This window comes from Candidatus Hinthialibacter antarcticus, from assembly GCA_030765645.1.
GTDB lineage: Bacteria > Hinthialibacterota > Hinthialibacteria > Hinthialibacterales > Hinthialibacteraceae > Hinthialibacter > Hinthialibacter antarcticus.
On the sequence record JAVCCE010000067.1, the window covers coordinates 23,637 to 48,671 of the forward strand.

Annotated in this window: 15 protein-coding genes; 3 read left to right on the forward strand and 12 right to left on the reverse strand. The window is 54.1% G+C overall.

Annotated elements, in window-relative coordinates:
- The first annotated feature begins 40 nt into the window (after nucleotides 1–40).
- Nucleotides 41–1,126, forward strand: a complete 1,086-nt coding sequence (locus P9L94_17225; protein ID MDP8245828.1) for an MraY family glycosyltransferase — start codon at nucleotides 41–43, stop codon at nucleotides 1,124–1,126.
- Here P9L94_17225 and P9L94_17230 read toward each other — a convergent pair.
- The 4 genes from P9L94_17230 to P9L94_17245 form a co-directional block, all read right to left on the reverse strand.
- Nucleotides 1,092–1,865, reverse strand: coding sequence for a hypothetical protein (locus P9L94_17230; GenBank protein ID MDP8245829.1), 774 nt, complete (start codon nucleotides 1,863–1,865; stop codon nucleotides 1,092–1,094). The genes P9L94_17225 and P9L94_17230 overlap by 35 nt on opposite strands.
- 10 nt (nucleotides 1,866–1,875) lie before the next feature.
- Nucleotides 1,876–3,192, reverse strand: a complete 1,317-nt coding sequence (locus tag P9L94_17235) for a DUF1015 domain-containing protein (protein ID MDP8245830.1) — start codon at nucleotides 3,190–3,192, stop codon at nucleotides 1,876–1,878.
- Nucleotides 3,193–3,222: 30 nt separating this feature from the next.
- On the reverse strand, nucleotides 3,223–5,970 hold the full coding sequence (locus P9L94_17240; GenBank protein MDP8245831.1) for a transglycosylase domain-containing protein: 2,748 nt from the start codon (nucleotides 5,968–5,970) through the stop codon (nucleotides 3,223–3,225).
- A gap of 200 nt (nucleotides 5,971–6,170) precedes the next feature.
- A complete protein-coding gene (locus tag P9L94_17245; GenBank protein MDP8245832.1) occupies nucleotides 6,171–7,133 on the reverse strand; it encodes an alcohol dehydrogenase catalytic domain-containing protein in 963 nt (320 codons plus the stop codon).
- A gap of 182 nt (nucleotides 7,134–7,315) precedes the next feature.
- On the opposite strand from P9L94_17245, the gene P9L94_17250 reads away from it, so the two are divergent.
- Together P9L94_17250 and P9L94_17255 are read left to right on the forward strand one after the other, a co-directional pair.
- Nucleotides 7,316–7,651, forward strand: a complete 336-nt coding sequence (locus P9L94_17250) for an STAS domain-containing protein (GenBank protein MDP8245833.1) — start codon at nucleotides 7,316–7,318, stop codon at nucleotides 7,649–7,651.
- Between the two features lie 225 nt (nucleotides 7,652–7,876).
- Nucleotides 7,877–8,467 carry a pilin gene (locus tag P9L94_17255; protein MDP8245834.1) on the forward strand — a complete coding sequence of 197 codons (591 nt, stop codon included), beginning with the start codon at nucleotides 7,877–7,879 and terminating at the stop codon, nucleotides 8,465–8,467.
- 412 nt (nucleotides 8,468–8,879) lie between these two features.
- On the opposite strand, the gene P9L94_17260 is transcribed toward P9L94_17255, so the two are convergent.
- The 8 genes from P9L94_17260 to P9L94_17295 form a co-directional block, all read right to left on the reverse strand.
- On the reverse strand, nucleotides 8,880–10,337 hold the full coding sequence (locus P9L94_17260; GenBank protein MDP8245835.1) for a sigma-70 family RNA polymerase sigma factor: 1,458 nt from the start codon (nucleotides 10,335–10,337) through the stop codon (nucleotides 8,880–8,882).
- Between the two features lie 374 nt (nucleotides 10,338–10,711).
- On the reverse strand, nucleotides 10,712–12,148 hold the full coding sequence (locus P9L94_17265) for a glutamate synthase subunit beta (protein MDP8245836.1): 1,437 nt from the start codon (nucleotides 12,146–12,148) through the stop codon (nucleotides 10,712–10,714).
- Between the two features lie 12 nt (nucleotides 12,149–12,160).
- Complete coding sequence (gltB, locus tag P9L94_17270; protein MDP8245837.1) at nucleotides 12,161–16,717, reverse strand: glutamate synthase large subunit; 4,557 nt, start codon at nucleotides 16,715–16,717, stop codon at nucleotides 12,161–12,163.
- A 365-nt stretch (nucleotides 16,718–17,082) separates the two neighbouring features.
- Nucleotides 17,083–19,599 (reverse strand): AMP-binding protein, encoded by a 2,517-nt coding sequence (locus tag P9L94_17275; GenBank protein MDP8245838.1) that lies wholly within the window; start codon nucleotides 19,597–19,599, stop codon nucleotides 17,083–17,085.
- Nucleotides 19,596–20,837 (reverse strand): MFS transporter, encoded by a 1,242-nt coding sequence (locus tag P9L94_17280; protein MDP8245839.1) that lies wholly within the window; start codon nucleotides 20,835–20,837, stop codon nucleotides 19,596–19,598. Before P9L94_17280 ends, P9L94_17275 begins: the two co-directional genes overlap by 4 nt.
- A gap of 89 nt (nucleotides 20,838–20,926) precedes the next feature.
- The gene (locus P9L94_17285) at nucleotides 20,927–21,718 is read right to left on the reverse strand and encodes a sigma 54-interacting transcriptional regulator (GenBank protein MDP8245840.1); all 792 of its coding nucleotides are present in this window, start codon (nucleotides 21,716–21,718) and stop codon (nucleotides 20,927–20,929) included.
- A 97-nt stretch (nucleotides 21,719–21,815) separates the two neighbouring features.
- Nucleotides 21,816–23,525, reverse strand: coding sequence for a glycosyltransferase family 39 protein (locus tag P9L94_17290; GenBank protein ID MDP8245841.1), 1,710 nt, complete (start codon nucleotides 23,523–23,525; stop codon nucleotides 21,816–21,818).
- A 132-nt stretch (nucleotides 23,526–23,657) separates the two neighbouring features.
- Nucleotides 23,658–24,968 (reverse strand): hypothetical protein, encoded by a 1,311-nt coding sequence (locus P9L94_17295; protein MDP8245842.1) that lies wholly within the window; start codon nucleotides 24,966–24,968, stop codon nucleotides 23,658–23,660.
- Nucleotides 24,969–25,035: the final 67 nt, after the last annotated feature.

The window sequence follows — 25,035 nt, forward strand, 5'->3', positions numbered from 1 at the left end:
AAACAGTATAACCCTTGCTTGGAGCGGATGAAATAAGCTTATGCCTTTTGAATACGGAACCTTGTTTTTGGTGGTGATGTTGACGGGCTGGGCGGCGACCCCGTTGTGCTTGCATCTGGCGCGCGCGCTGGATTTGGTCGACCACCCCGCGGAACGCAAGGTGCATGTTCAACCCATCCCCTATCTGGGCGGACTCGCGATATACGCCGCTGTGGCTGCGGGCTGCATCTACGTCGCCGTCTGGGCGCCGCACCTGCTCTATGCCCAATCTATTCAGCCCTCGCTGCTTGTCTTGTTCGGCGTTGCGACTTGTTTTCATGTTCTCGGCCTGATTGATGACGCCGTTTCGCTTTCGGCGGTGTTGAAAATGACAGTGCAAATCATCCTTGCGTCCGTGTTGGTGTCGCAGGGGTTCACCATTACCCAAATGACCAGCCCGATTGGCGGCGTCTTGCCGTTGGGGTGGGTCGGCGGCGTGTTGTCGGTGATTTGGATCATCACGTTAGTGAACGCTATTAATTTTATTGATGGTCTCGACGGCCTCGCGGCGGGCGTCGTTTTTTTTGCCGCGTTAGCGAATTTCTTGATCTCGCTTGATCCCTGGCAAAATTTCGTCTGTATAACGTCATTAATGTTGATGGGCGCCTGTTTGGGATTTCTGCCGTATAATTTTTCTCCAGCCAAAATTTTTATGGGCGACGCTGGTAGTTTGTTCTTGGGCGTGATGTTGGCGGGCGGGTCGCTGGCGAGCAACGTCAAAGGCGCAACGGTGATGTCGCTCTCGCTGCCGTTGGTGATTTTGACCATCCCGCTGATTGACGCGACGCTCACCGTTATTCGTCGTGGACGCCGCGGCGTCCATCTATTCAAGGCCGACCGCGAACACATTCATCATCGTTTGTTGCGGCTGGGGTTGTCTGACCGTCGCGCGGTATTGTTGTTGTATGGATTATGTTTTTTGTTGTCGATGGCGGCGGTATTGGCGTCGAAGTTGCCGCCGCGTTATACATTTTTATTTATATTGGTTTTCTTGGCTGCTGTGGGCTGGGGGTATTTCGCTTTTCATACGTTAGAACGCCGGGCGATGGCGTTCAACGGCGAAACTTCGCCGCCGCCGCAGCAATAAACGCGAGCGCCAAAATACCTGCGCCGCCCACGATACCATATTGCCAACCGGTTCGCTTGGGCTTTTCTACAACAGTGCGTTCCGGCAGGATGATGTTGACTTCAGCGTCTGGCGCCGTTTCGTCAAACGAGACTTGGCCTTTGATCGAGTCTGTCCCGGGCGCAAACCCCTTCTCGTTTAGAATTTCATAATCAAACGGCTTGAATTCGCGATAGGGAATATGCCCTTCGTAATGAACGCCGGGCGCGGTGACGATCTGCATCTGCTTCCAACCGGGCACGGTTTCTAAATCATAATCTTTTAATTGAAAGTCTAACGTGGCGCCGCGCGGCAGCCCCGCCGGCAGCGGACAGACATACCCCAGATCAACCTTGATGACGTGCATTCCATTATGGCCGAAATGAGCGTAAGCGTCGCCCATACGAAATTCCAGCGTTAGGGTTTCGTCGCCGATTTTTAGATATTGCCGCCCGCCGTAGCGTTTGCCTTCGGTTTTAACGTATTCTGCGCGCTCTTCGTCGGTGATGACGCCGTCGTCGTCAGGGTCAAGCCTCTGTGAGGCTTCCTCGGTGGAACTCAGCCCGAAAATGATTTGATAGACAAGCACAACCTGGGTTGGGGCCAGGGTGGCTTCGACGTAGCGGTCGATGCTTTCCGGGTTTAATGCGTGCGGCTGCGCGGCGAACGGCGCCGCCAGCAGCCATATCATTATTAGAAGTATAAACCGGGTTCGGTGCATGAGTTGTCGGCTATGCGTTTGAATCTGCAGCGGAGCGAATCAACAGCCCCGTTGGAATTTTCGGATAAAAGTCAGTCGATTTTTGCGGCATGCGAACGCCCGCCATCGAAACGTCAAACACTTGGGCGGGTGGAATGCCCGCCATCAAAAATGCGACATTGTATTCCGGCGTCTTAGCCAGGTTCATGGCTTCGTCTTCGCCGCGAATGTATTTTACGTGATTGACCAATTTGTCGTTGGTCAGCCCGAGCGCTTCTTCAAAGATGAGGCGGTGTAAGATGGTCACGTTCAATTCACGAATCGATTCCGGCGCCGCTTGCAACGAGGGCGATTCCGCTCCCTGCCGTATGCGATACGCCCACGTATAATGCCCGTCGTGAATGAGTACCGAACTGCGGGACGCGTCCGCCGCCAGCAAATCGCGCACTTCGGCGCCGTCGCTGATCGACACCGGCGTCATCGCGCCCAACGGGTCCAGTTTGGCTTGCACCCGGTCGAACCAGTCCGTCGGCAGCCCTTTCACCACGCGGTGGGTCGGCAGTACGCGCAGGCCGGGGTCAGCCAATGGAACAATGAACGCCAACACCTTGCCCCATGCTTCGTCTTTAGAATTTTTGCCGGTTTTCTCCATCATCTCACGGCGGTAATTGCAAGCCGTTTCATAGCGATGATGTCCGTCGGCGATAACCAGGTTGCAGGCTTTGACGCCCGCTTGTACGGCGGCCAAGTCGTCGGGATTGCTGATTGCGCGAAGCATGTGGCGTTGACCGTCGTCGCCGACAAAATCCAGCAGCACGTCTTTGGCGGAAGCAAAAATACTCGACCAGGTTGCGGCTTCGCCGTCGCCTAACAAAAAGATCGAAGACAGGTTGGCTTGCGCGGCGCGGGTCAAGCGCAGACGGTCGGCTTTAGGGCCTTCGAAGGTCTGCTCATGCGCCTTGGGGCCGCTGTCGTCTTCGAGGTCTAACGCGGCGAACAGCCCGGTGCGCGTCCAGGTTTGTTCTTCGGCCTGGTAGGTCTGGCTATACACATAAAATTGCGGGCCGTCTTGTTTTAGCACGCCTTCGTCTTGCCACGCTTGAAAACGCGCGGCGGCTTCCTGATACCAGTCGGCGGATTCTGAATCGGTCGAATGAGTGGTGACGTCGACTTCTTCGTCGCCGGGCTGGGGCAAGATCAATTTGACGACGTTATGTTCGTCGAGGCCCCATAAACGCTTGCGTTCTTCATGAGGGATTTTGTCGTACGGAGGAGAGATTAATTTGTCGATTTGCGGGACGCGGTCAAGGTTAAACCGCAACCCGGGAAAGGGGTGAATATCAGCCATGTTTCCGTCCAAACTATTGAATGTGTGTGATTAGGGATACGCATTTAATATAAGCTGATATGCGTCTCTTTGGTATGGGCGCAAGTCGCCTTCGTCGCGGCGGTGGAGCGGGCAAGGCTCGGTCGGCGCGGTGCCTGCGATAAAGGGAACACTATGCACCACCGGGAGGGCCGGGGTGGAGCGCTCATCCTTGACGTTCATACATTCATCGACCGCCAATTGACCGCTGAGGTCGCAGATTTCATAAAACTCAATGCCGGGCGGCGGCGGAATCTCACCGAACAATTGCGGCTGCAAATCATACGCCTGCTGCATGAAATCCATCCAAATCGGCAGCGCGACTCTGGAGCCGGTCATTTTGTTTCCCAATGATCGGGTGTAGTCGTCAAAGCCCATGTAAACGATGCACAGCATGTCATTGCTGTAGCCCGCATACCAGGCGTAGGTGCATTCATCGGTGGTGCCGGTTTTGCCGACGCTCCAAAACGGCAGTTCAAGCGCCTCGTCGGCGGTGCCGTCTTCAACCACGCCGCGCAGCAAGTAGGTGACTAGGTAGGCCAATTCGGGCGACAGGCGTTTGCGGTCGAACAGAGGTTGGTCGAATTCATAGAGCAAGTCCGGCTGTTTCTGGCGGGAATCCTGGCGCTGATAGACCTTGTCGACCATGTGCAGCCGGACAAAATCGCCCCGGTTCGCCAAGACCGAATAAGCCTGCGCCATTTCATAGGGGCTTGCCCCTGCTGAACCAAGCGAGATCGAGAGGTCTTCTTTTTCGATGCGCAGTCCAAAGAAATTTTTGCTGAACCGCACCAGGTTTTGGATGCCGGCCATGCGGCTTCCCTTGTAGTTGTCGAGCAGCCACACCGACGCGGCGTTAAGCGAATGCACCAGGGTATAACGCATGGTCACGCCGCCGAAATAGCGATTGTAGAAATTGCGCGGCGTCCAACCGGTCCAGTATTCATGCTTAATGTCTTGGAGGATCGACGCCAGCGTCCAGTTTCGGTCTTTTTCCGCCAGCGCGGCGGCCATGACGAACGGTTTGTAGGCGCTGCCGGGTTGGACGTTGGTTGACATGGTGGCGCGAATGAAATTGCCGCTATTGGTTTTGTCGTTGTAATCATATCCGCCTACCATCGCCAGCACCTTGCCGGTCGACGGCTGCACCGCGACCAGCGCGCCTTGTACGTGTTGCTCTTTCGCTAATATCAGCTGAATGCCCGATTCTCCCTCGACTGCTTTGGCGGGAAGGTAATAGTCAGGTTTTAAGATGTCAAATTCATCCCATTTGGCTTTTGTCTCGTCGATTGTCAGCGTAAACGGCCCTTCGCCGCCAGCGACATTGGGCAGCGTCACCGTTACGCTTTTTGTTTCAGGGTCATAGTCAGTCAGAATGCGGGCGTCGTATACGTCGCTTCCAACCTGAAGTTTGCCGGAGGTATGGCGGTTCACGCCGCGATAGCCCGGCTCGCCCCAATGCATCCCCGTTTTGTAGCGCATTCGGCGCTCGTGTTCTTCGATGCCTTTTTGCAGGGCTGCTTCCGCTGCTTCTTGCATATCAACGTCGATGGTGGCTTTGACGTCGATGCCTTTGCCTTTGATGCGCAATGGCTGGGCATTGTTGGACACAAAATTGCCGTTTTTAAACTGGCGTTCGATTTCCCATGAGAAATACGGATACAGCGCGATCTGGTTGCGCCCGAATGAGCCTTGTTTGAGTGTGAACGGCTCCGCGAGCGCTTGGTCGTATTGGGTTTGGGTAATGAACTGGTCGCGCAGCATGGCGCGCAAGACGGTGGCGGTGCGCGTGAGGGCCCGCTCCGGGTTTTTCGCGGGCGAATAGCGGTTGGGCGCTTGCAACATGCCCGCGAACAGGGCGCATTCTTTGATGGTGAGGTCACTGACGTTTTTGCCGAAATAATATTCTGCGCCGCGCGCCACGCCATAGGCTTGGTCGCCCAGAAAAACCTGGTTCAAATAAATTTCTAAAATTTCATTTTTGGTGTAGCGCTTTTCGATTTGCAGCGCGACTTTCCATTCCCAGTATTTACGCTCAAAGGCTTTGATGCCGGTCTTGGGCATTTGCGGCCAGGGCACCTTATCGTTATTGATGAGGTCTTCGGCCAACTGAATGGTGATGGTGCTGGCGCCTTGGGTGCGGGTCCAGGTTTTGATGTCATATATGATCGCCCGAATGATATCGGGAAGGCTGATGCCGCTATGCTCATAAAAACGGCGGTCTTCTAACGCAATCACCGCTTGGGGCAGATATTTGGGCATTTCAGATAGCGGCGCCATTTCGCGGTTTTGGGTATCGCTATAAAAATTTGCGATGAGTTGCTCTTTGTCGTCGCCCGAAAAAATCTGCGACGGCATGGCGGGCTGGTATTCTTCTAAAAATTCATTGACGGGCAACTGGGCCAGGTGCATGTCGAAATATCCGACCGTAAGCCCAACCGCCCCTCCCATGATGAGCGCCAGCAAGGCAAAGAATACGAAGAAAATGCGCCATAAACGGCTGCGTTTGCGTACCGGGCGGGCAGGCGCGGCTTTGGCAGCAGTTGGCTTAAGGGGCGCGGCGTCCGTCGGCTTGGATGCTTTTTGCTTTGGTTTCTGAATGGGCAGCGATGGTTTGTTCGTTGGGACTCCACGCGGCGCGGCTTTGCTCTGCCGGGTTTTCGCCATGCCGGGCGGTTGAGAAATGGGCGGCAAGGGGTTACGCGGCCCCTTGTCTTTGGGGCTGCCGCCGGGAGATGGGTATTGATTCAAATCATTCATATTCGAAAATTGGATCCAGTTATTCTAGTATGACGCATAGTTTACACAGTTTGCTCATACTTCAACCCGCTCTTTTCAATCATCCTAGCAAAATGTCGCAGGGGATTGGGTGAAGCGGCTTTCGTAGTCAGCGGCAATAAGCCGCGACGGAGACAAGCGAAACCCAACCCCGAGGCAATTTGCGACCAGCAATAATCTCTTTAAAACGAAAGAAGCACTTTTTTGGCGCCGGGCGTTTGGGCGTGCTCCCATGCCGCCGCTGCTTGATCGAACGGATAGGTTGCTTCGACCAGGCGCTCCACTGGCGGCTTTTGGCGTTCCAAAAACGCCAGGGCCGGGGCAAATTGTCCGCAGCGCGAGCCAACCACAGTCACCTCGTCAATCACTAACGGGGTTAAGTCTATAGGTTCGGCCTGCGCCATCGTACTCTTGAGCACGATGCGTCCGCGCGGCTTGACCAACTGCATGGCGCGGCGAAGTCCTGCGCTGCTGCCGGTTGCATCGACGACGACATCCCACTGACGGTTGATCGTTGAGTTTGGCTCTTGTTCTACGCTGGTTTGCAGCAGGTCGGATACGAGGTCTAATTTGTTTTGATGATGTCCAATGAGCAGGCTTGCGCCTTCGTGACGCAGCGCAAACGTCATTGCGATGAGCAACCCCAGTTTGCCGTCGCCAATAATGCAAACGCGCTCGGTCGGCTCAATGTGCATCTGCTCAAAAATTTCCAACGCCGCGGCAAGTGGTTCAGTGAACACCGCTTGTGGATCGCTGACCGGGTCGGGAACGCGAAGCAGGTTCTCTGCGGGCAGGCTGAGCCATTCCGCCATGCAGCCGCTGCGGTTTAAGATACCTAATACGCTGCGGTTAGGGCAATGGCGCTGCATGTTGCGCTTACATTCAGGACATTCGCCGCAGCCTGCATTAATTTCGCCGACCACGCGTGCGCCCTTAGGCCATGGAGCGTTCGCATCATCAATTACGCCAATGAACTCGTGACCGAGAATGCCGGTAAAGCCCATGTATCCTCGTGTGAGTTCTAAATCTGTCCGGCAGATGCCAGCGAGTTTTACGCGAACGCATATTTCCGTCGTGGATGCGCCCGGTTTTGGCGCGTCGTCCTGAATCATAATTCCAGGAGGCTGGCAGCGTACTGCTTTCATTATTCTCTGTCCTCTATCAGGTCGAGTAGGTATGTTGTAAAGTTTGTGTAGCAATTATTTACGAGATGATGATAATTTACCGCATTTATTTCAAAATGAATGCGTTTAGTGCGTGGATTTTTTTCCCTTGGCTATTATACTTCAATATCTAGTCATTTTTAATTATAGAGAAGGCTGAGTGAATGCAAATACAACGCGTGGATCAGGGGGATGTAACCATCCTCCAATTTGAAGAAGACGAGCAACTTCTTGATCCAGAAATCTTACAGGCGTATTTGTATGACCTGATGGACGAGAAGCGCTACCGGGTATTGATTGATATTGAAAATGTCCGGTATGTGAGCAGTTCTGTATTAGGCCTTTTTATTACAATCTGTAAAAGCGCAAGAGAAAATGACGGAGAAGTAAAGATCGTCAATGCGCAGCCTTCCGTCTCAAACGTGTTCCGCATGACCCGGCTTGATCGCGTGTTTCAAATGTTTAATGACCGCGATTCCGCCATCGCCTCCTTTGAATAATCTGGTTTGCAGGTTCTGCTTTGCAAATCATCTCTCTCTATCGGCTGATATACGACAGCCCCCCAAAGATAAATGGAACATTTTACGCTCTAGGCTCGTACTACTAGTAGTAAGAGAAATGAGCGCATGATCGTATCGCCAATTGGGATAACCGCCAATGAATAAAGCGTTTGACATAATACTGTGCGTTAAGCGCGCCCGTAGGGCTCAGCGATAGATACAGTTATGAAAACTCAATCCGCACATAATTCTGGCAACCACTATAAAGCCGCATTCACGCTGATTGAATTATTGGTCTCGGTTGCGATTGTCGGTATTCTGGCGGCGATTGCGATTCCCAATTTTCAAAACTCCCTCGTAAAAGCGAAAATGGCCAAGGCCGTCGCTGACATGAACGCCCTCTGCACCGCAATCGAAAGTTACCACATTGATAAAAACCGCTATCCCGCCTGGACGGAAATCGACGGGACGCATAAGAACCCGGTCGACCGCCGTCTAAACCCGCTGACCAGTCCCATGCCTTATATGTCCTCGATTCCTGTCGATCCGTTTATTTCGATATGGGAATACGCAGCCTACACGACGTATGATTACGTGGATGCGTGGAGTTCAATTCATTATAAAAAAGATGAAATTTTGGATATCTCTTTCCGTTGTTCGGAGTGGCGGCTGGCCAGCGCAGGCCCGGACGGCGCCGTGACCTTTGGATCGTCTTTTTCTTTCGACGCGACCAATGGCTTGCGAAGCGCGGGCGACATCGTCCGCACCGGGCCGACGACGAAGTTCCCCTGCGTTCCTTTTTTACGGAACAAATAACGCAGATTGCTGTTTGCTCAATAAAGTTCCCCTTGTTCAAGGGGGGACGGCGCTGAAAGCGCCAGGGGGGATCTCAAAACAGTACAAACAAAGCGATACATTTAAGCAATATTTCAAGGGCTGGCTCCGATCCTCTCCGCCTTGCCCTTGCCACCCAGTCAGTTTTACGGAAAAAATAATACAGAAGCGATTGTCTTAAAATTTAAGGTCAGTGTCATTGCGAGGAGGTCGAAGGCCGACGCGGCAATCTCGCAAATCGAAAAGCGAGATCGCTTCGCTATGCTCGCGATGACACGAATGATCGGTCGAGTAGAAAACAAATATCTTCCTCCACTGGGAATTCGAGGAAAACGACAAAAAAAAACGGGCAATCGAAATTCGATTGCCCGCTGGTGTTTCATGTGACGGTCGCTTAATTCAAAAAGTCTTTGATCTCGCGAGCGCGTAATGGGTGGCGCAATTTGCGGATCGCCCGTTGTTCGATTTGGCGCACCCGTTCGCGAGTGATACCGAAGCGCTTTCCGATATCGCCTAACTTCCAGACTTTGCCGTCAGTCAGGCCGTAGCGCATGCGAAGGATGGTTTCTTCCCGTTCGGACAACTGACCGAGAATTTCTTCAATGCGCTCGTCGAGAACTTCATTGGCCAGTACATCGTCCGCCGATTCAATGCGCGGGTCTTTAATCAATTCGCCAATGGTGGTCTCTCGATCTTCACGGACGGGCGTCTCTAGCGAAATGGGGTCTTGTTGCCAACCCAATAAGTCGCTGATGCGGTCTTCGTCCAACTCGAGATGCTTCGACAATTCTTCCATGCTCGGGTCGCGTCCCAGTTCCTGCAAAAGCATTTTTTTCGCTTTGTCTACCTGGGCGATTTGGTCCGCCACGCCAGTCGGGAGGCGCACGGTTCGGCGTTGTTGCTTCACCGCGCGGGAAATGCTCTGGCGAATCCACCAGACGGCGTAGGTGCTGAATTTGGTTCCGCGATGGTAGTCAAATTTATCGACGGCGCGGGTCAGCCCTAAGTTGCCTTCTTGAATCAGGTCCAACATTGGGATGCCGCAGTGTTTGTAGCGTTTCGCGACCGACACCACCAAGCGCAAGTTGCCGCGAATCATGTTCTGGCGGGCTTCACGGATTTGGTTTAGCCCCTCGGTGACCAAGTCGCAGCATTCTTGCAGGCGGTTGGGCGTATCGCCGGTTTCATCGGCAAAGGCTTTGCGTTCTGAACTGGACATGATGCTACTCAAGTTCTTTTCTGCATCGCGTACCGAACGGGCCAACGCCCAAAGCGCATTCACATCGAGGTCCATCGAGTAGAGAATCTGGCTCCACTTCTTTTTGCGGTTGACCAATTGGCGGTCTGACAACAAACCGGAGTCGTCTTCTTCAAACCCGCTTTTGATGTCGCGCAAATTTTTGCGGAGAATTTTAATCTCTTTCGCCAGTTCCGTTTTGCGGCGCGTACGTCCAGCGTCGGGGTTACGGAACATGGTGTGCGCCGAACGGTCGCCCCGGCTGAGATCGTTGACGATATCTTCCAACTCGCGAATTGCGATGCGAGAGTTCGACAGGCCTTCCGCGAGCAGGCGGCGACCCGTATCCATCATTTCGTAAATTTCCACTTCTTCATCTTTGGTTAAAAGCGGAAATTCGCCGATTTGGCGCAAATAGTCTTTTATGGGGTTATCCATAGAGCGGGAAGGCGTACTTGGTTTCCGCGCGCGTTTGGCTTTTTTCGGCTTCGCAACCTTTAAGTCTGGTTCGCTTGCAAATGGTTCTTCAACGGATGAAACGTCTGCATCCGGTTCGAGCGTTGCGATGGCGCCGATGCTGTCGTCCCAATCACTGGTTTTGGCTGACGTATACATAGTGTCGGCTCCCCTCTGTAAGATAGTGTCCCTTTTTTAATACGCAATGAATGTTCCAATATTGTCAAGGGGTAGTCTATCTAAAGTAAAACATGCGTGTTATTGCTGCATAGATGTTTGAAAATGGTGAAAAGTTGATCAAATGTGTGTCATTTTTGGGATGTCAAATTGGTTTCTGTGTCAGAAATGCTCTATTTACAGTCAAAATGATAGAAGAATTTCACTTTTCATCATTCCCGTAAAAGTTGATTTACATTTTGAATTACGCTTTTGGCGGTTTGATGTAACGCGTTCGGTTACAGAATCAATTTCCGCAACAAAAAAAGAGGCCTGCAAACGCAGGCCTCTTGAGTAATCGTTGGTATTTCAGTGAGTTAGGTGAGGATCGAACTGCCCATCAGGTATTTATCCACCCCAATGGCTGCCTGGCGGCCTTCGTAAATCGCCCATACGACCAGAGATGCGCCGCGTTTCATGTCGCCGGCGGCGAAAACGCCCGGCTTGGACGACATATAATCTTCGTCGACGGTCACATTGCCGCGTGGGTCGAGATTGAGGTCTAAATCAGCGATCAGGCCTTTTTTCTCCGGCCCGGTGAAGCCCATCGCCAGCAAGACGAGGTCTGCATCCAGGTCGAATTCAGAGCCGGAAACTTCTTTCATCTCGCGGCGCCCGTCAGCATGGGTGACAAATTCGACTTTGACGCCGTGGAGTTTTTCGACGCGGCCATTCGAGCCGGAGAACGATTTGGTGCTGACGCTCCAGTCGCGGTCTCCACCCTCTTCGTGAGAACTCGAACTGCGCAGGGTAAACGGCCAGTGGGGCCAGGGCATATTTTCGGTGCGGGTTGCGGGCGGCTTGGGCATAATTTCAAATTGGGACACATGCTTGGCGCCCTGACGAAGCGAAGTGCCCAGGCAGTCGGAACCGGTGTCGCCGCCGCCAAGAATGATGACGTTCTTGCCCGCTGCTGAGATGAACTCCTCATCGGGAATGACATCGCCCGCGACGCGCTTGTTGTTCATCGTTAAAAATTCCATTGCCAAGTGGACGCCGTCCAACTCGCGGCCTGGAATCGGTAGGTCGCGCGCCTGCATGGCGCCGCCGCACAATACGATTGCGTCATATTGATCTAACAGTTCGTCGCCTTTGACGTCGAAGCCGACATTGACGCCGGTTTTAAATTCGACGCCTTCTTCCGACATCATGTTGACGCGGCGGTCAATCATATATTTTTCCATTTTGAAGTCGGGGATGCCGTAGCGCAGCAGGCCGCCGATGCGGTCGGCTTTTTCAAACAAGGCCACGGTATGGCCCGCCCAGTTAAGTTGTTGCGCACACGCCATGCCCGCAGGGCCAGAGCCGATTACGGCGATTTTTTTGCCCGTGCGGCGCGTGGGGACTTTGGCTTTGATCCATCCTTCGTCAAAGGCGCGGTCGGCGATGTTGCGTTCAATTTCTTTGATGGTGACAGCGTCGTTGTTGATGTTGAGAACACAGGCTTCTTCACACGGCGCCGGACAAACCCGCCCGGTCACTTCAGGAAAATTGTTGGTTTTGTGAAGACGCCGAATCGCTTCTTCCCAGCGGCCTTTGTATACCAGGTCGTTCCAGTCGGGGATGATGTTGCCCAGGGGGCAGCCCCACTGGCAGGTCGGGACGCCGCAATCCATACAGCGCGCGCCCTGGTTGCGCATCTCATCTTCGCTGAGATGACCGTGAAACTCGTTATAACTTTTGAGCCTCTCATCAACCGGGCTATCGACCGGCGTCTGACGTTCTTTTTCGAGAAATCCTGTAACCTTACCCATTGATACTCCTCGTTACTTGGCTGCGGCGGCCACGCCGGGTTGTTGGTCTTGTGCGCGGGCGGCCAACTCGTTGAGATAGCGCCGATATTCTTTTGGCATGACTTTAATGAATTTCGGCAAGGTTGCGTCCCAGTCTTTGAGAATGGTTTCCGCAACGGTGCTGCCGGTGAATGCAAAGTGTTTTTTAATCATTTCATGCAACTCAGCAACATCGCTGGCTGCTTGTACGGGTTCCAGATCAACCATAGACGGGTTGCAACGGCCTTTGAACCCGCCGTCGATATCGTAAATGTAGGCGATGCCGCCGCTCATGCCCGCCGCAAAGTTGCGTCCGGTGGTTCCGAGAATGACAGTGCGACCGCCGGTCATATATTCGCAGCCGTGGTCGCCTATGCCCTCGACGACGGCGCGCGCGCCGCTGTTACGGACACAGAAGCGCTCGCCCGCTACGCCTCTGAAGAAACACTCGCCGTCGGTCGCGCCGTATAACACGACGTTGCCGATGAGGATGTTGTCCTCGGGGACATACGTGGCTGTCTTGGGCGGATACACAATGGCGCGTCCGCCCGACATGCCTTTGCAGACGTAATCGTTGGCGTCGCCTTCGATTTCCATGGTTATGCCATTGGCGAGAAAGGCGCCGAAACTCTGTCCCGCTGATCCATTGAATTTAATGTGGATGGTACCGTCAGGCAAACCAGCCAGGGCATATTTTTTCGCGATTTCGTGGCTCAAGGTGGTGCCGACGGTGCGATTAATGTTCACAATCGGCATATCGAGTTTGACTGGCGTTTTGTTTTCGATTGCGTCTTTGCACAGTTCAATCAATTTATTGTCGAGCGCCCCATCCAAGCCGTGGTCTTGCGTACTCACATTATGGAGCGGATGTTTTTCCGCCTCGGCGGGTTTATGAAGGACTTTTTGCAGATCGAGCGTCTTGGCTTTCCAGTGTGTGATGTCCTGACGCGGCTTCAAGTATTCGGTGTGTCCAATCATGTCAACGACTTTGCGAACACCGAGCGACGCCATGATTTCACGAATTTCTTCGGCGATAAAGAAGAAGAAGTTGACCACATGTTCGGGTTTGCCTTCAAATTTTTTGCGCAATTCTTCGTTTTGGGTTGCGATGCCGACCGGGCACGTATTCAGGTGGCACTTGCGCATCATGATGCAGCCGGAGGCGATCAGCGGGGCGGTAGAGAAGCCGCATTCTTCCGCGCCTAAGATAAACGCAACGGCGGCGTCGCGTCCGGTTTTCATCTGGCCGTCAGTTTGGACGACAATGCGACCGCGCAGGTCGTTCTTGACGAGAACCTGCTGAGTTTCAGACAGGCCGAGTTCCCAGGGCAAGCCCGCGTGTTTGATCGAAGACATCGGAGACGCGCCGGTGCCGCCGGAGTCGCCGCTGATGAGAACGTGGTCTGACTTGCCTTTTGATACGCCGGCGGCGATGGTGCCGACGCCAACTTCGGAGACCAATTTGACTGAGACGCGCGCGCGCGGGTTAGAATTTTTTAAATCATGAATCAACTGCGCCAAATCCTCGATGGAATAAATATCGTGGTGCGGCGGCGGAGAGATCAGGGTCACGCCGGGGGTGGAGTGGCGCACCTTGGCGATGACTTCGTTGACCTTGTGTCCGGGCAACTGGCCGCCTTCGCCGGGCTTTGCGCCTTGCGCCATTTTAATTTGCAACTCGTCGGCGTTGGTTAGATATTCGATGGTGACGCCGAAGCGGCCTGACGCGACTTGCTTGATCGCGCTGCGCTTGCTGTCGCCGTTGGGCATCGGCTTGAAGCGGATCGGGTCTTCGCCGCCTTCGCCAGTGTTGCTTTTGCCGCCCAGGCGGTTCATGGCAATCGCCAAGTTCTCGTGGGCTTCTTTGCTAATGGAGCCGAACGACATCGCGCCCGTGCAGAAGCGTTTGACGATTTCCGCCGCTGGTTCTACCTCTTCAATCGGGATCGACCCGTTCGTCGAATGGAACTCCATCAAGCCGCGAATAGTGTTGTGTTGTTTGTTTTCGTTATTGACGCCTGCGGAGTAATCTTTAAATGTTTTGTAATCTTTGATCTTGACCGATTGCTGTAATGCCGCGATCGAATCGGGGCTCATGCGGTGGCGTTCGCCGCCTCGGCGCCACTGATAACTGCCGCCGATCATCAAGTCGGGGTTGCCGTCCGGCACGGGCGGGAAGGCGTATTCGTGGCGCAGTTGGGTTTCGCGGGCGATGACCTCTAGCCCGATGCCGCCGATGCGCGAGGTGGTCCAGGTGAAATACTCGTCGATGAGTTCCTGACCAAGGCCGACCGCCTCAAAAATTTGCGCGCCAGTGTAACTTTGCAGCGTCGAAACGCCCATTTTCGAGAAGACTTTGAGTAAGCCTTTGTCGATGGCGTTGATGTAATTTTTAATGGATTTCTCTTTGTCCATACCGGGCTTGAGCGCTTCATCGTCCCAGAGGGCCAAGGTTGTTTCCAGCGCAAGGTAAGGGTTGACGGCTTGTGCGCCGAAGCCCGCGAGTACGGCGAAATGCTGCACTTCGCGCGGCTCGCCTGATTCCAACACCAAACCGACGCGGGTGCGCGAGCCTTCACGAATCAAGTGATGGTTAACGCCGCTGCTGGCTAAGAGCGCCGGGATCGGGGCGTTGTTTTCGTCAACGCCTCGGTCGGAGAGAATTAATATAGTGAAACCGTCTTTGATGGCTTGCGAGGCTTCTGCGCGGACGCGGTCCATCGCAGCCTTCAACCCGGCCTCGCCTTCGGCGACGGGGTAGAGCGTTTTAATGGTTTTGCTGCGCAAGCCGGGTTGATCCAGGTTGCGAAGTTTTTCGAGTTCCTCATTGGTGAGGATGGGCTGCGTTAAGCGCACCCGGCGGCAGTAGTCGGGTTTTTCTTCGAGCACATTGCCTTCGCTGCCTAAGAACACGTCCAGCGACATGACCAACTCTTCGCGAATCGGGTCGATGGGCGGGTTGGTGACTTGCGCGAACAGTTGCTTGAAGTAGTTGAACAACAACTGCGGGCGGTCAGACAACACCGCGAGCGGCGTATCGTTGCCCATTGAGCCGGTGGGTTCTTTGCCGTCGTCGGCCATCGGCCCGATGAGGAACTTCAAGTCTTCGTCGGTATAGCCGAAAACCTGCTGGCGTTTTTGGGTTGACAAACTTTCTTCGGCGGCGCCATTGGTGTTTTGCGGCGCTTGAATGTCGTCAATCATCAGGCGGTGTTGTTTGAGCCACTCGCCGTAGGGCTTTTGGCTGGCGAGTTGTTGTTTGAGTTCAACGTCTTCGGTGATCTCGCCTTTTTCGGTATCAATGAGAAACATGCGGCCCGGTTGTAGGCGGCCTTTTCGCACTATGTCCGCCGGGTCGATCTGCAATACGCCGGTTTCGGACGACATCACGACGAAGCCGTCCTTGGTGACGACGTAGCGCGATGGACGCAGGCCGTTGCGGTCAAGCACGCCGCCGACTTTGACGCCGTCGGTGAAGACGATTGAGGCCGGGCCGTCCCACGGTTCCATCAAGCAGGAGTGATATTCATAAAAATCAATCTTGTTTTGGCTCATGCTTTCGTGACCGCTCCACGCTTCGGGAACCATCATGCAGATGCAGTGCGCTAACGAGCGGCCTGACATGAGCAGCAGTTCCAGCCCGTTGTCGAGCGTGGCCGAGTCGCTGGAGCCGGGAATGCAAATGGGAAAAATCTTCTTGATGTCGTCGCCAAAGAGTTTCGATTCAAACAGCCCCTGGCGCGCATTCATCCAATTGATGTTGCCGCGCAGGGTGTTGATTTCGCCGTTGTGGGCCAAATAACGGAACGGCTGCGCCAAACTCCACGTGGGGAAGGTGTTGGTGCTGTAACGCTGGTGCATCAACGCGATGGCTGATTTGAAACTCTTGTCTTGCATATCAATGAAATAGGCGTCTATTTTATCGGCGACCAACAGGCCTTTATACGCAAGCGTCTTGCACGAAAACGTAGGCGCATAAAAGAAGCCGACTTCGGTTTCATGCGCACGGGCGTAATTTTCGATCAATTTTCGAATGACGAAGAGCTTGCGCTCGAATGAATCGCGATCTTTGATCGCGTCGCTCTTTTTGATGAAGACCTGGCGCATGAATGGCTCGGTTTCGCGCGCCAACCAACCGATTTGAGTGTTATTAACCGGAACATCGCGCCAGCCCAGAACGGTTTGGCCTTCTTCGGAGATGGTTTTTTCAATCACCAACTGCATGGCGGCGCGTTTATCGGCGTCTTGGTCGAAAAACAACATGCCCACGCCATAATCGCCGTTGGCAGGCAGATCGAAGCCCATCTTATCAGAATGGGTGCGAAAAAACTCATCGGGAATCTGCATAATCATCCCGGTGCCGTCGCCGGTTTCGGGATCGCAGCCGCAAGCGCCTCGGTGGGTCAGGTTTACCAAGACTTCCATGCCGCGCTTAATGATGTCGTGCGCTGGTTTACCATGGATATTCGCCAAAAAGCCGATGCCGCAGTTGTCGTGTTCGTAAGCTGGATCGTAGAGGCCTTCTTTAGGCGGTAGATGTCCCTTAATCATGTGTCGCTCCCAATGGCGGTTTTGGTCGTTCGCGTTAGATGCAGCGCTATCTCTCTCGTTTTGTTCGAGCGTGTGCTGCGCCTGAAATTGAGTCGTCTTTATTTTAGTGGCTGAAAGACGTTTATTTGCGGGGATCCAGCATTCGAAACACCGATAAGAATGGTTTCCCGATTATAATCCGTAGCACTAAAGCAACAATAAATCGAAGTGCCCCCTGCTTTCGCGTAACGTTTCTTGACGCCCCCATATTCGTGAGGGGCTCCACATTATAACCAAAACCTAGCGTTCGTCTAGATTTTTAACCATTTCCAGCGAATTGGGGCATTAGAGAATATATAGGCTTAAGTTTATAAAGCAGAGAGTGTTTATCCTCTTTTATTACCGTTGTTTATTTGCTCCCACAGCATAACAATCTCTTGTTGAATCCGTAGGTTGATCTCTTGGATGCTCGCATCTCCCGGCTGGAAGGGCTTGCCGAAAACGATATCGACCCGGTTGCGCTTGGGCCATCCGGCGCCTGTGGGCAGAACCTTGTGCGCGCCGAAAGTCGCCACCGGAACAATCGGAACCTGCAGGTTGTGCGCAAGTATGCCGGCGCCGTCTTTGAACTCGTTGAGATTGCCGTCGAGTGTGCGGGTGCCTTCGGGGAACAGCAAGATGCTCCATCCCTTGTCGACCAGTTCCCCTGCGTAGGCCATGCTCTGGCGAAAGGCGCCGGTGTTCGAGAAGGGGAATATGTTAAACCCAATGGTTGAGATGTTCCACGCGCTCCACACCGCCAGCCTCGTTAAAAAGCCTAAGCCATCAGTGATGAAATATTCCGCCCATGCGGCGGGGCAGGCTTTTGCGCCCAAATGGGCAGGCGTCAGCAATTGGATTAAGGCGGTGTCGATATGGCTGGTGTGGTTCGAGACAAAAAACACCGGGCCTTTTACGTCCTTCAAGTTTTCAAGCCCGGAGCAATGAAGGTCGCAAAACAGGCCGATGGCGGGGCGGACGACGCTGTTCTGAAACAACCAGCGAAAGGCTCGGGTCGGCTGCGTGAGCGTCCAACGGCGAATATGGAGCGGCTGGGCCTGGTTGCTGGAATGCAGCAAGGCCTCAAGTTCGCGGACGGTGGTCTCGGGCGTCAGGGCGCGTTCGTCCACATCGGTCCTGAACTCCGCCTCTAACTGGGCGGCCAATTCGACCCGGTCAATGGAACTCAACCCTAAATCATCGCCTAGTTTTGATTCCGGCTGAATTTCATCGAGCGCCAGGTTGCTGAGTTCACACAAAATGCGTTGCAGCGCCGTCCCTTTTGCTGATGGAGGCGCTGCGCCTTTCGGCTGAGTGATCTGGCTTTTGACTTCTTTCTTTTTGATTTTCAATGTCGGCGTCTTGGGGAACTCCGGCTCCGGCCAGACGCTGAATTCCTGGATGCGCTGTTCAGGTGGAAGTTGGGCGTTTGCGGATTTGACGGCGGCCTCGGCGGAGCCTGCGTTCTCATTGAGCAGCAGCACGGCGTGGATTTCTTCTTCGCGCTCGCCCACGCCGATCACGCAACTTTCTATGACGCCCTCGACCTGGTTTAAGACGTTTTCAATATCTTCTGGGTAGATATTGATGCCGTCGGCGGTAACGATTACGTCTTTTAGCCGGGTTCGGATATACAAGAAGCCGTTGTCGTCGATCTCGCCTACGTCGCCGGTACGGAACCAGCCGTCCCGAAACACTTTTTCGGTTTCATGCGGCTTTTGGTAATACCCGCCGAACACGTTGGGGCCGCGCGCGAGAATTTCCTTGCCTTCGCCCAACTGAATTTCGACGTTCGACACTGGCAGGCCCACCGAGCCGACCCGGCGGGCGTTGGGCTGAGCGGCGGTCAAAACCGGGCTGGTTTCAGTGAGGCCGTAGCCCTGCCAGATTTGAAATCCCAATCCAAGCCAAAAGCGCTCCACATCCGGCGCCAGGGCGGAGCCGCCCGAAACAAACGCATGAAAGCGCGTGTTGAATCGCTTATGAATAAAACGAAACAGTAACTTACGCGTCCAGCGCGGCAGGATATTTGCGCACCGTATCGCCAGACGAAATATACCCGCAACTCCTTTGGCTTCGAGTTGTTCTTCGATGCGTTGTTTGAACATGTCTAACAGGCGCGGCACCAACACCATGACGGTAATGGTTTCGCGTTGGAACACTTGAGCAAGCGCGGAGGGTTTCAGTGTTTTCAGATAAAGAACCGAACCGCCCGCCGCCAAGACCGTCCAAAAGCCAGCGGTTTGTTCGAGCGCATGGCTCAGCGGCAAGACCGACAACGCGTGATATGACGCGTCAACCGGAATATGCGCCAAAATGTCGCTGACGTTGACCGCCTGGTTGCGTTGAGTGAGCACCACGCCTTTCGGATCGCCCGTGGTGCCCGAGGTGTACAAAATTTGTGCGACGTCATCCGGCTGGATGGGAGCGTCCTGCGTATGCGGTTGGGCTGATTCAACTTTTTGAAACAGCGTTTCGGTGAGCACGGTTGGAGCGTCAATTGTGGGGTCGGCGCTGAATTGCGACCGCACCAGCAATTTCGCTTGCGTCTCCCGCGCAACGTGTTGAATGAACTCCGGCGTATGCCGCGCATCAATGGGAACCAGAACCACGCCGGAAATCACGCATCCACAATAGACCATCGCCCATTCGGGGCTGTTGGGCGTCCAGATCAGGATGCGGTCGCCGCGCTCGACGCCGATGGAGCGCAAATAGCCCGCAAAGCGCAACGCCTGTTCATACAACTGCGCGTATGACGTATGGAAGATGCGAAACCCATTGAAAAAGCGGATGGCGTCGTCGGTCCCGCGTTCAGGGAACGTATTGACGATGTCCGCTAGAGTGTTGAATTCACGCTTCGTCATGATGATGTCCCCTTGCGAAATAATGGCTGCGCGCGTTTGTCGGGCGCAAAGGCCAGGCAAATCAGTCCAGCGATGAAGAAGCCGATCAAAATATAAATTGCAACTTCGTAGCCGTATGTTGTCGCCGCCCAGCCAAAGACTGCGGGGCCTAATGCGCCGCTGGCTTTATTGAATAGCGCCAGAAATCCAAAATATTCGCCCATTTGTTCGGGCGCCGCGAATTGAATCAAGAAGGGGCGCACGGCGGCTTGGTACGACGCCATCGCTGCGCCGCCGATCATCCCGGCGATGGTGAACGGCGTCAGCGTTTCGATCCAGAGAAATGCGACCAGTACCATGATCCAGACGACGCCGCAAAAGAAAAGCACTTTTTTCGGGCCGAAGCGGTCGGTCATCTTGCCTGCGATCCAAGAGCCGATTGCTGCGGCAAAGGCCAAGCCTGCATAGATTTTGACGAACTCTTGTTGGGAAAGCCCCAGTTTGGTTTCGCTGAATAAGTACAAAAATACCACCACCGACATGATGGCGTTCCAAAATAAAAACGCGCAGCCGAGAAAGGCGACGAACCCCGGTTGTTGCGGCAGACGGCGTACGGTTTGGCCTAACTCGCGAAACGCGCGTGAAATTTCTTTGAAGGCGCTTCGTTGCGATGGCGTCTTGGGTTCGCGAATGACGAAAAACGGATAGAGCGAAAACCCAAGAAACAGCACCGCCGTCAATACAAACGTGCCGCGTACGCCGAACTCGGTGTCCCACCCGGCGTAGGCCATCCATGCGGCCAGCGCGAGCAGTGAAAAGGGCGTACCCAGGTAGCCTACGCCGACGCCCCAGCCGCTGACCGTGCCTTGCGTTCTTTCGTCGGCAAGTTTGGGGAGAATGGCGTCATAGACCGCGAGGGAGATTCCATACAAAAATAACGAAACCACCGCCAGCGCCAGCGCGATATACAAACTCGAAAACGCAATCGCGAACGAGGCGGCGCAACAACCCAGCGTACAGAGAATCAGGTAAGGCATTCGCCGACCGCTTTGGTCGGACAACGCCCCCACCACTGGCACCAACACTGCCGCCAGCAGCGTTGAAACCGACATGACATACCCGACGTGGATTTCTTGCCCGCCCGCGTAATTCTTGATGAACACCGGGAAGAAAAATGTGATAAACAGGGCCGAGTACATCGTGTTGGCGAAATCGTAGATGCACCATGCTGCGATTTGATTGCGTGGGCCAGTTCTCATAGTGGTTCCTAAAAATACTGTTTGTTTATATGTAAACAATATCCGGCGGCGGTAGAAATGTCAAGTCATTCTTTCATTTTTTTTCGCGCCTATGTTGGGGACGCCCGGTTCGCTTGTTCGACTGGCGCAGGGTCGATCAAATTTTCTAAGGTGGTTTTGTCGATTGGGCCTTCCGGGTAAAAAACGGCGATCCGTTTGCATAGGTTTCTCAGCTCGCGGACGTTGCCGGGCCAGGGGTAGTCTAACAGAAAGCGTTGTCCGTCCGCGAGGAGCCGCCCGTTGTATCGAGGAAGAAAGTGATGAAACAATTGCAGCGCGTCTTCGCTGCGTTCGCGCAACGGGGGCGCGTGGAGGCGAATGACGTTGAGCCGGTCATAGAGGTCAGGCAAGAAGCGCCCGGCTTGTTGTTCTTGGACAAGATCGCGATTGGCCGCCGCAATGACGCGGGTGCGGATTTGCAGAGGCTGGGTGGAGCCGATGCGTTGGATAGTGCGTTCTTCCAGAAAGCGTAAAAATCGCCCCTGCATTTCCAACGATAGCGAAGCAATCTCATCGAGAAAGACGCTGCCTTGGTGGGCTTGTTCCAATAGGCCGATGTGGCGATGCACCGCGCCGGTAAAGGCGCCGCGTTCATGGCCGAACAACACCGACTCCGCCGTCGCGGCGTGGAGGGCGGCGCAGTCAACCGTGATGAAGGGGCCGCCCTTGTTGGCGCTGAGTTTGTGCAGCGCTTTGGCGATCAGTTCTTTGCCGACGCCGCGTTCTCCGGTTAGCAGGATGGTTTCGTTACAGGCGGCGGCGGTGCGCACTTGCGCTTCGAGCGTTTTCATTACCGGACTGTCGCCTATGATGGCAAAGCGTTTGAAGGAGATCGGTTTCATTGCGTCCTCGCTGAAAGGTAGAGTGATATCGCATTTCAGCGTAGGCGGAGGGGCGTCCCGCGTTCATCCCCCAGGTGGCGCCGTTTTGTCATAAGTTTTAATCAGCAAGCGGCGGCGTGGATGGTTCTTTCTTTTTTAGGAGATAAATTGGCTCGATGATGTGGGATTTATCTGCGGTTTGGATGAAGCGCACCCATCGGGCGAGGCGGTTGCCTTCTCGTTTTTCGTGCTCTTTTTCTTTTTTGCAATACCCGGATGAGACGATCTCATAACCATTCTGCATGGTTAAGTCCATCGCGTCAAACACACTCTTGCGGCACAGGGCGAATGTCGGGCGATGCTCATGGAGTTTGGCTTGAAAGAGGTTCTCATGCTTTTCCAATTGCGAAAAAGTCAGAGAAGGAATATCGAATAAGAATAATTTCTTATGGAAATAGCGCTCGTTGACCAATAGTTCAAACGGCTGGACTTGTTGTTGTAATTGCAACGCAAATTTGGTGACGGGAAAGAGTTGCTTTGATGGCAGTACGGCCTGGAAAATGATGCAATGCAAAAATAGCAGCCAGACCGCGACGGACAGGATGCGCGCGGCGGGCGTTCGCGAGATCGCCAAACTAATTACGCCCAGCGCCAAGCATGAACTGAGCATGACCGCCGCCCCCGTCGAATAGACGATGTCTCCTAAGAGCAAATGCAAACTAAGAGCGGTTGTCGACGCGATGGCGCCCAACACGCCGATAAACCAATACGTTTTATGAAACCGGGGCGTCTCGCCAGAGGGCATGAGCGCTTGTACGCAAAGAAGCGCCAGCGGCAGCGACCATTGCAAGGAATACCACTGGTGTTTTTCGCCTACGATGAGGGAATAAAACAAAACGTAGGTTGCAAACCAGACGAACGGATACGAGCGCTTTAATGCTTGCCCAAATGATTGGCGATTGTTTTTTTGAAGCCACTGTCTCAGTCGCAGCAACGGGAACCAAGACCACGGGGCGAAATACAACAACAAGACGGGCAGGTAATACGCCGGGGAGTTTTCGAGAGAAAAGACGCGCCCGGCGGTTTCCTGGCCCATCATAGTTAACAGGCGCATCGGGCCGAGTTTCGCCATCAGCATAAAATACCAGGGGGTAATGATTGCAAGCAATAGCAGGGCGCCAGGAAATGACATCAGGCGTTTGAGTTCATGGCGGCGTTGGTTCAAACAAAGATACGCCGCCGTTACGGCGAACGGTAACAGAATGCCGACCGGGCCTTTGATGTTGAACGCCAAGCCCGCGCCCAAATACAGAAACAGCAAGTCGCGCGTACGGCGCGTCGTCAGCCAGCGCCACGCCGCCAGATGGGCGCAAGCCATAAAAAACGCCAGCGTCATTTCCGGCACGGCGTAATGGGCGTAACGGTAAAACACATCCATCGACGCTAACACCCACACTGTTAGCGCGCGGCGTTTCTCATCCGCAAAAATCCAGCCCGACGAATAATACGCTGCGATTAACATTCCCAACGAAAAGAGCCACGACGCCATGCGGCTGGACGCGAACCCATGCCCCAGGATGGATTGAAAGGAGAGCATGAGCCAATAAAACCCGATGGGTTTGTTGATGCGGGGGACGTTGTTATAACTTGGGACGAAGAATTCGCTCTGCGCCAACATGCTTCGAGTGGAATTCATGTAGTAATTTTCATCTTGATGGTAGACGTAGGGGTTCGGCAAGGTGATTGCGGTCAGCAGCGCAAACAGCAGCAAGGGCAGCAACAAGCCGAATGGCTTTCGCGTCCAAAGAGAAAGCAGGTCGTTTACCATAACCCGGTTAGTATATGGAGAAGCAGGGCGCTCCTTAAAGGTTCGTTTAGATTTATTTGCAATTTTTTTGCGCACAAAAAAAGCGGGACGGCCAATTGACCGCCCCGCTTTGTCGCGTTGTGATGAGTGGGTCTACTGTTCGGAGCGCTCGCGGAAGAACATGTTGGTGCGTTGATCGGGGCGGAAACCGCGGTCGCCGGGTTGGCGTCCCAGGCGCCGGTTTTGGGCCGGGTTGAATTGGCCGGTCGGGTCGATCATGGACGCTTTGGGGTCGGAGCGCAACACAATTGGCGCTACGCCGCGAATGGTCTTTTTGATTTTTCGCCCTTCGGTGATGCTTTCAAACTCAATGTCAACAATCACGCGGACCGCGCCGTCATAGGTTCGGCCTGGAACAAAAGCCAACATGCGGTCTTCTTCTAATGTTTCGATGAAGTCCGCTTCGCGGTCAGTAATCGATTGGTCAAACCCGCTGCCAATTTTAAAGGAACGAATATAGCCCACGTCTTGGGTCGCGCCCTTGTCGTCAATGTTGATGCGGATGCGCGCGTTGGGGTCGATGCGAGTGATATCCATTGGCTTGCCGTCAGAGCCGATGACCTGGACGTTCAGATAGGACAATTGGCGCGGCCCGGCAGCGTTGGCGAAATCGTCGGGGCTGACCGTTAACAATGGCGGGTTGGCGATGACTTGCACCGACTGCGCCATCAACTTCGGCGTCGGCGTCGGGGTCGGCGTTCCAGCGCGCGGGGTGGGTTCCGGCGTAGGCGGCGTACGGTCAGGTAAAGGAGGCTGCTCTGGAGTTGGCGTTGGAATTGGGGTCGGGGTGTTTTCGTCTGAACCGCCCGTGGAAGGCCGTAGCACAAAGTTATCAACATGCCCAATTGATGTGGGGTTGGTTCCCGTAAATTCAATTCGGATCAAATTGCTGGCGGCGCCGTTTGATGTCGATAACCCGGGTACCGGACGAAATATCTCTGAAATGGCTTTTTGTTCGGCGTCGCCGGGAGTGGTCGGAAATGTTAACACTTCGTCGTCACCGACAAACACTTTAAATTGTCCGCTGATGACGTGGGCGCAAAATTCAACGCGATAGAAGTTTTGTCCTGAGAGCGTGTCGGTATTCGGCTCTTGCACAATACTGTTGCCGTCTACAAAAACAGCGAAGTGATTTTGGATCAAGTTATTATCTGCGTCGACGTCAGGGCCGAGTTCTGTGCCCGTGGTGGCCGGGCTGTTGGTCATGATCCAACCCAGGGGGGGTGTGTCGCCTTCGAGGGACGTTTCAAAGTCCCAGTTTTTGGTCAAGTTGTTAAATGGCTCATCTCCGCCAATGCAGGAGTTGGTGGTGTAGACTTGGTCGACGCCGAATTGTCCATACGCCAGCAGGCCTGAGCCGACGATTAGGCAAATCCCGATCAGATAGAGGGCTTTTGCTCTCATGGTATTGTCCTTCCGTTCCTCACGTCTGGCGCACCGTCTTCATTTGTACAATAGCGCGAAACCAGAC

Coding starts and splice junctions, on each gene's coding strand:
- P9L94_17225 (MDP8245828.1), top strand. CDS start 41: ATGCCTTTTGAATACGGAACCTTGTTTTTGGTGGTGATGTTGACGGGC.
- P9L94_17230 (MDP8245829.1), bottom strand. CDS start 1,865: ATGCACCGAACCCGGTTTATACTTCTAATAATGATATGGCTGCTGGCG.
- P9L94_17235 (MDP8245830.1), bottom strand. CDS start 3,192: ATGGCTGATATTCACCCCTTTCCCGGGTTGCGGTTTAACCTTGACCGC.
- P9L94_17240 (MDP8245831.1), bottom strand. CDS start 5,970: ATGAATGATTTGAATCAATACCCATCTCCCGGCGGCAGCCCCAAAGAC.
- P9L94_17245 (MDP8245832.1), bottom strand. CDS start 7,133: ATGAAAGCAGTACGCTGCCAGCCTCCTGGAATTATGATTCAGGACGAC.
- P9L94_17250 (MDP8245833.1), top strand. CDS start 7,316: ATGCAAATACAACGCGTGGATCAGGGGGATGTAACCATCCTCCAATTT.
- P9L94_17255 (MDP8245834.1), top strand. CDS start 7,877: ATGAAAACTCAATCCGCACATAATTCTGGCAACCACTATAAAGCCGCA.
- P9L94_17260 (MDP8245835.1), bottom strand. CDS start 10,337: ATGTATACGTCAGCCAAAACCAGTGATTGGGACGACAGCATCGGCGCC.
- P9L94_17265 (MDP8245836.1), bottom strand. CDS start 12,148: ATGGGTAAGGTTACAGGATTTCTCGAAAAAGAACGTCAGACGCCGGTC.
- gltB (MDP8245837.1), bottom strand. CDS start 16,717: ATGATTAAGGGACATCTACCGCCTAAAGAAGGCCTCTACGATCCAGCT.
- P9L94_17275 (MDP8245838.1), bottom strand. CDS start 19,599: ATGACGAAGCGTGAATTCAACACTCTAGCGGACATCGTCAATACGTTC.
- P9L94_17280 (MDP8245839.1), bottom strand. CDS start 20,837: ATGAGAACTGGCCCACGCAATCAAATCGCAGCATGGTGCATCTACGAT.
- P9L94_17285 (MDP8245840.1), bottom strand. CDS start 21,718: ATGAAACCGATCTCCTTCAAACGCTTTGCCATCATAGGCGACAGTCCG.
- P9L94_17290 (MDP8245841.1), bottom strand. CDS start 23,525: ATGGTAAACGACCTGCTTTCTCTTTGGACGCGAAAGCCATTCGGCTTG.
- P9L94_17295 (MDP8245842.1), bottom strand. CDS start 24,968: ATGAGAGCAAAAGCCCTCTATCTGATCGGGATTTGCCTAATCGTCGGC.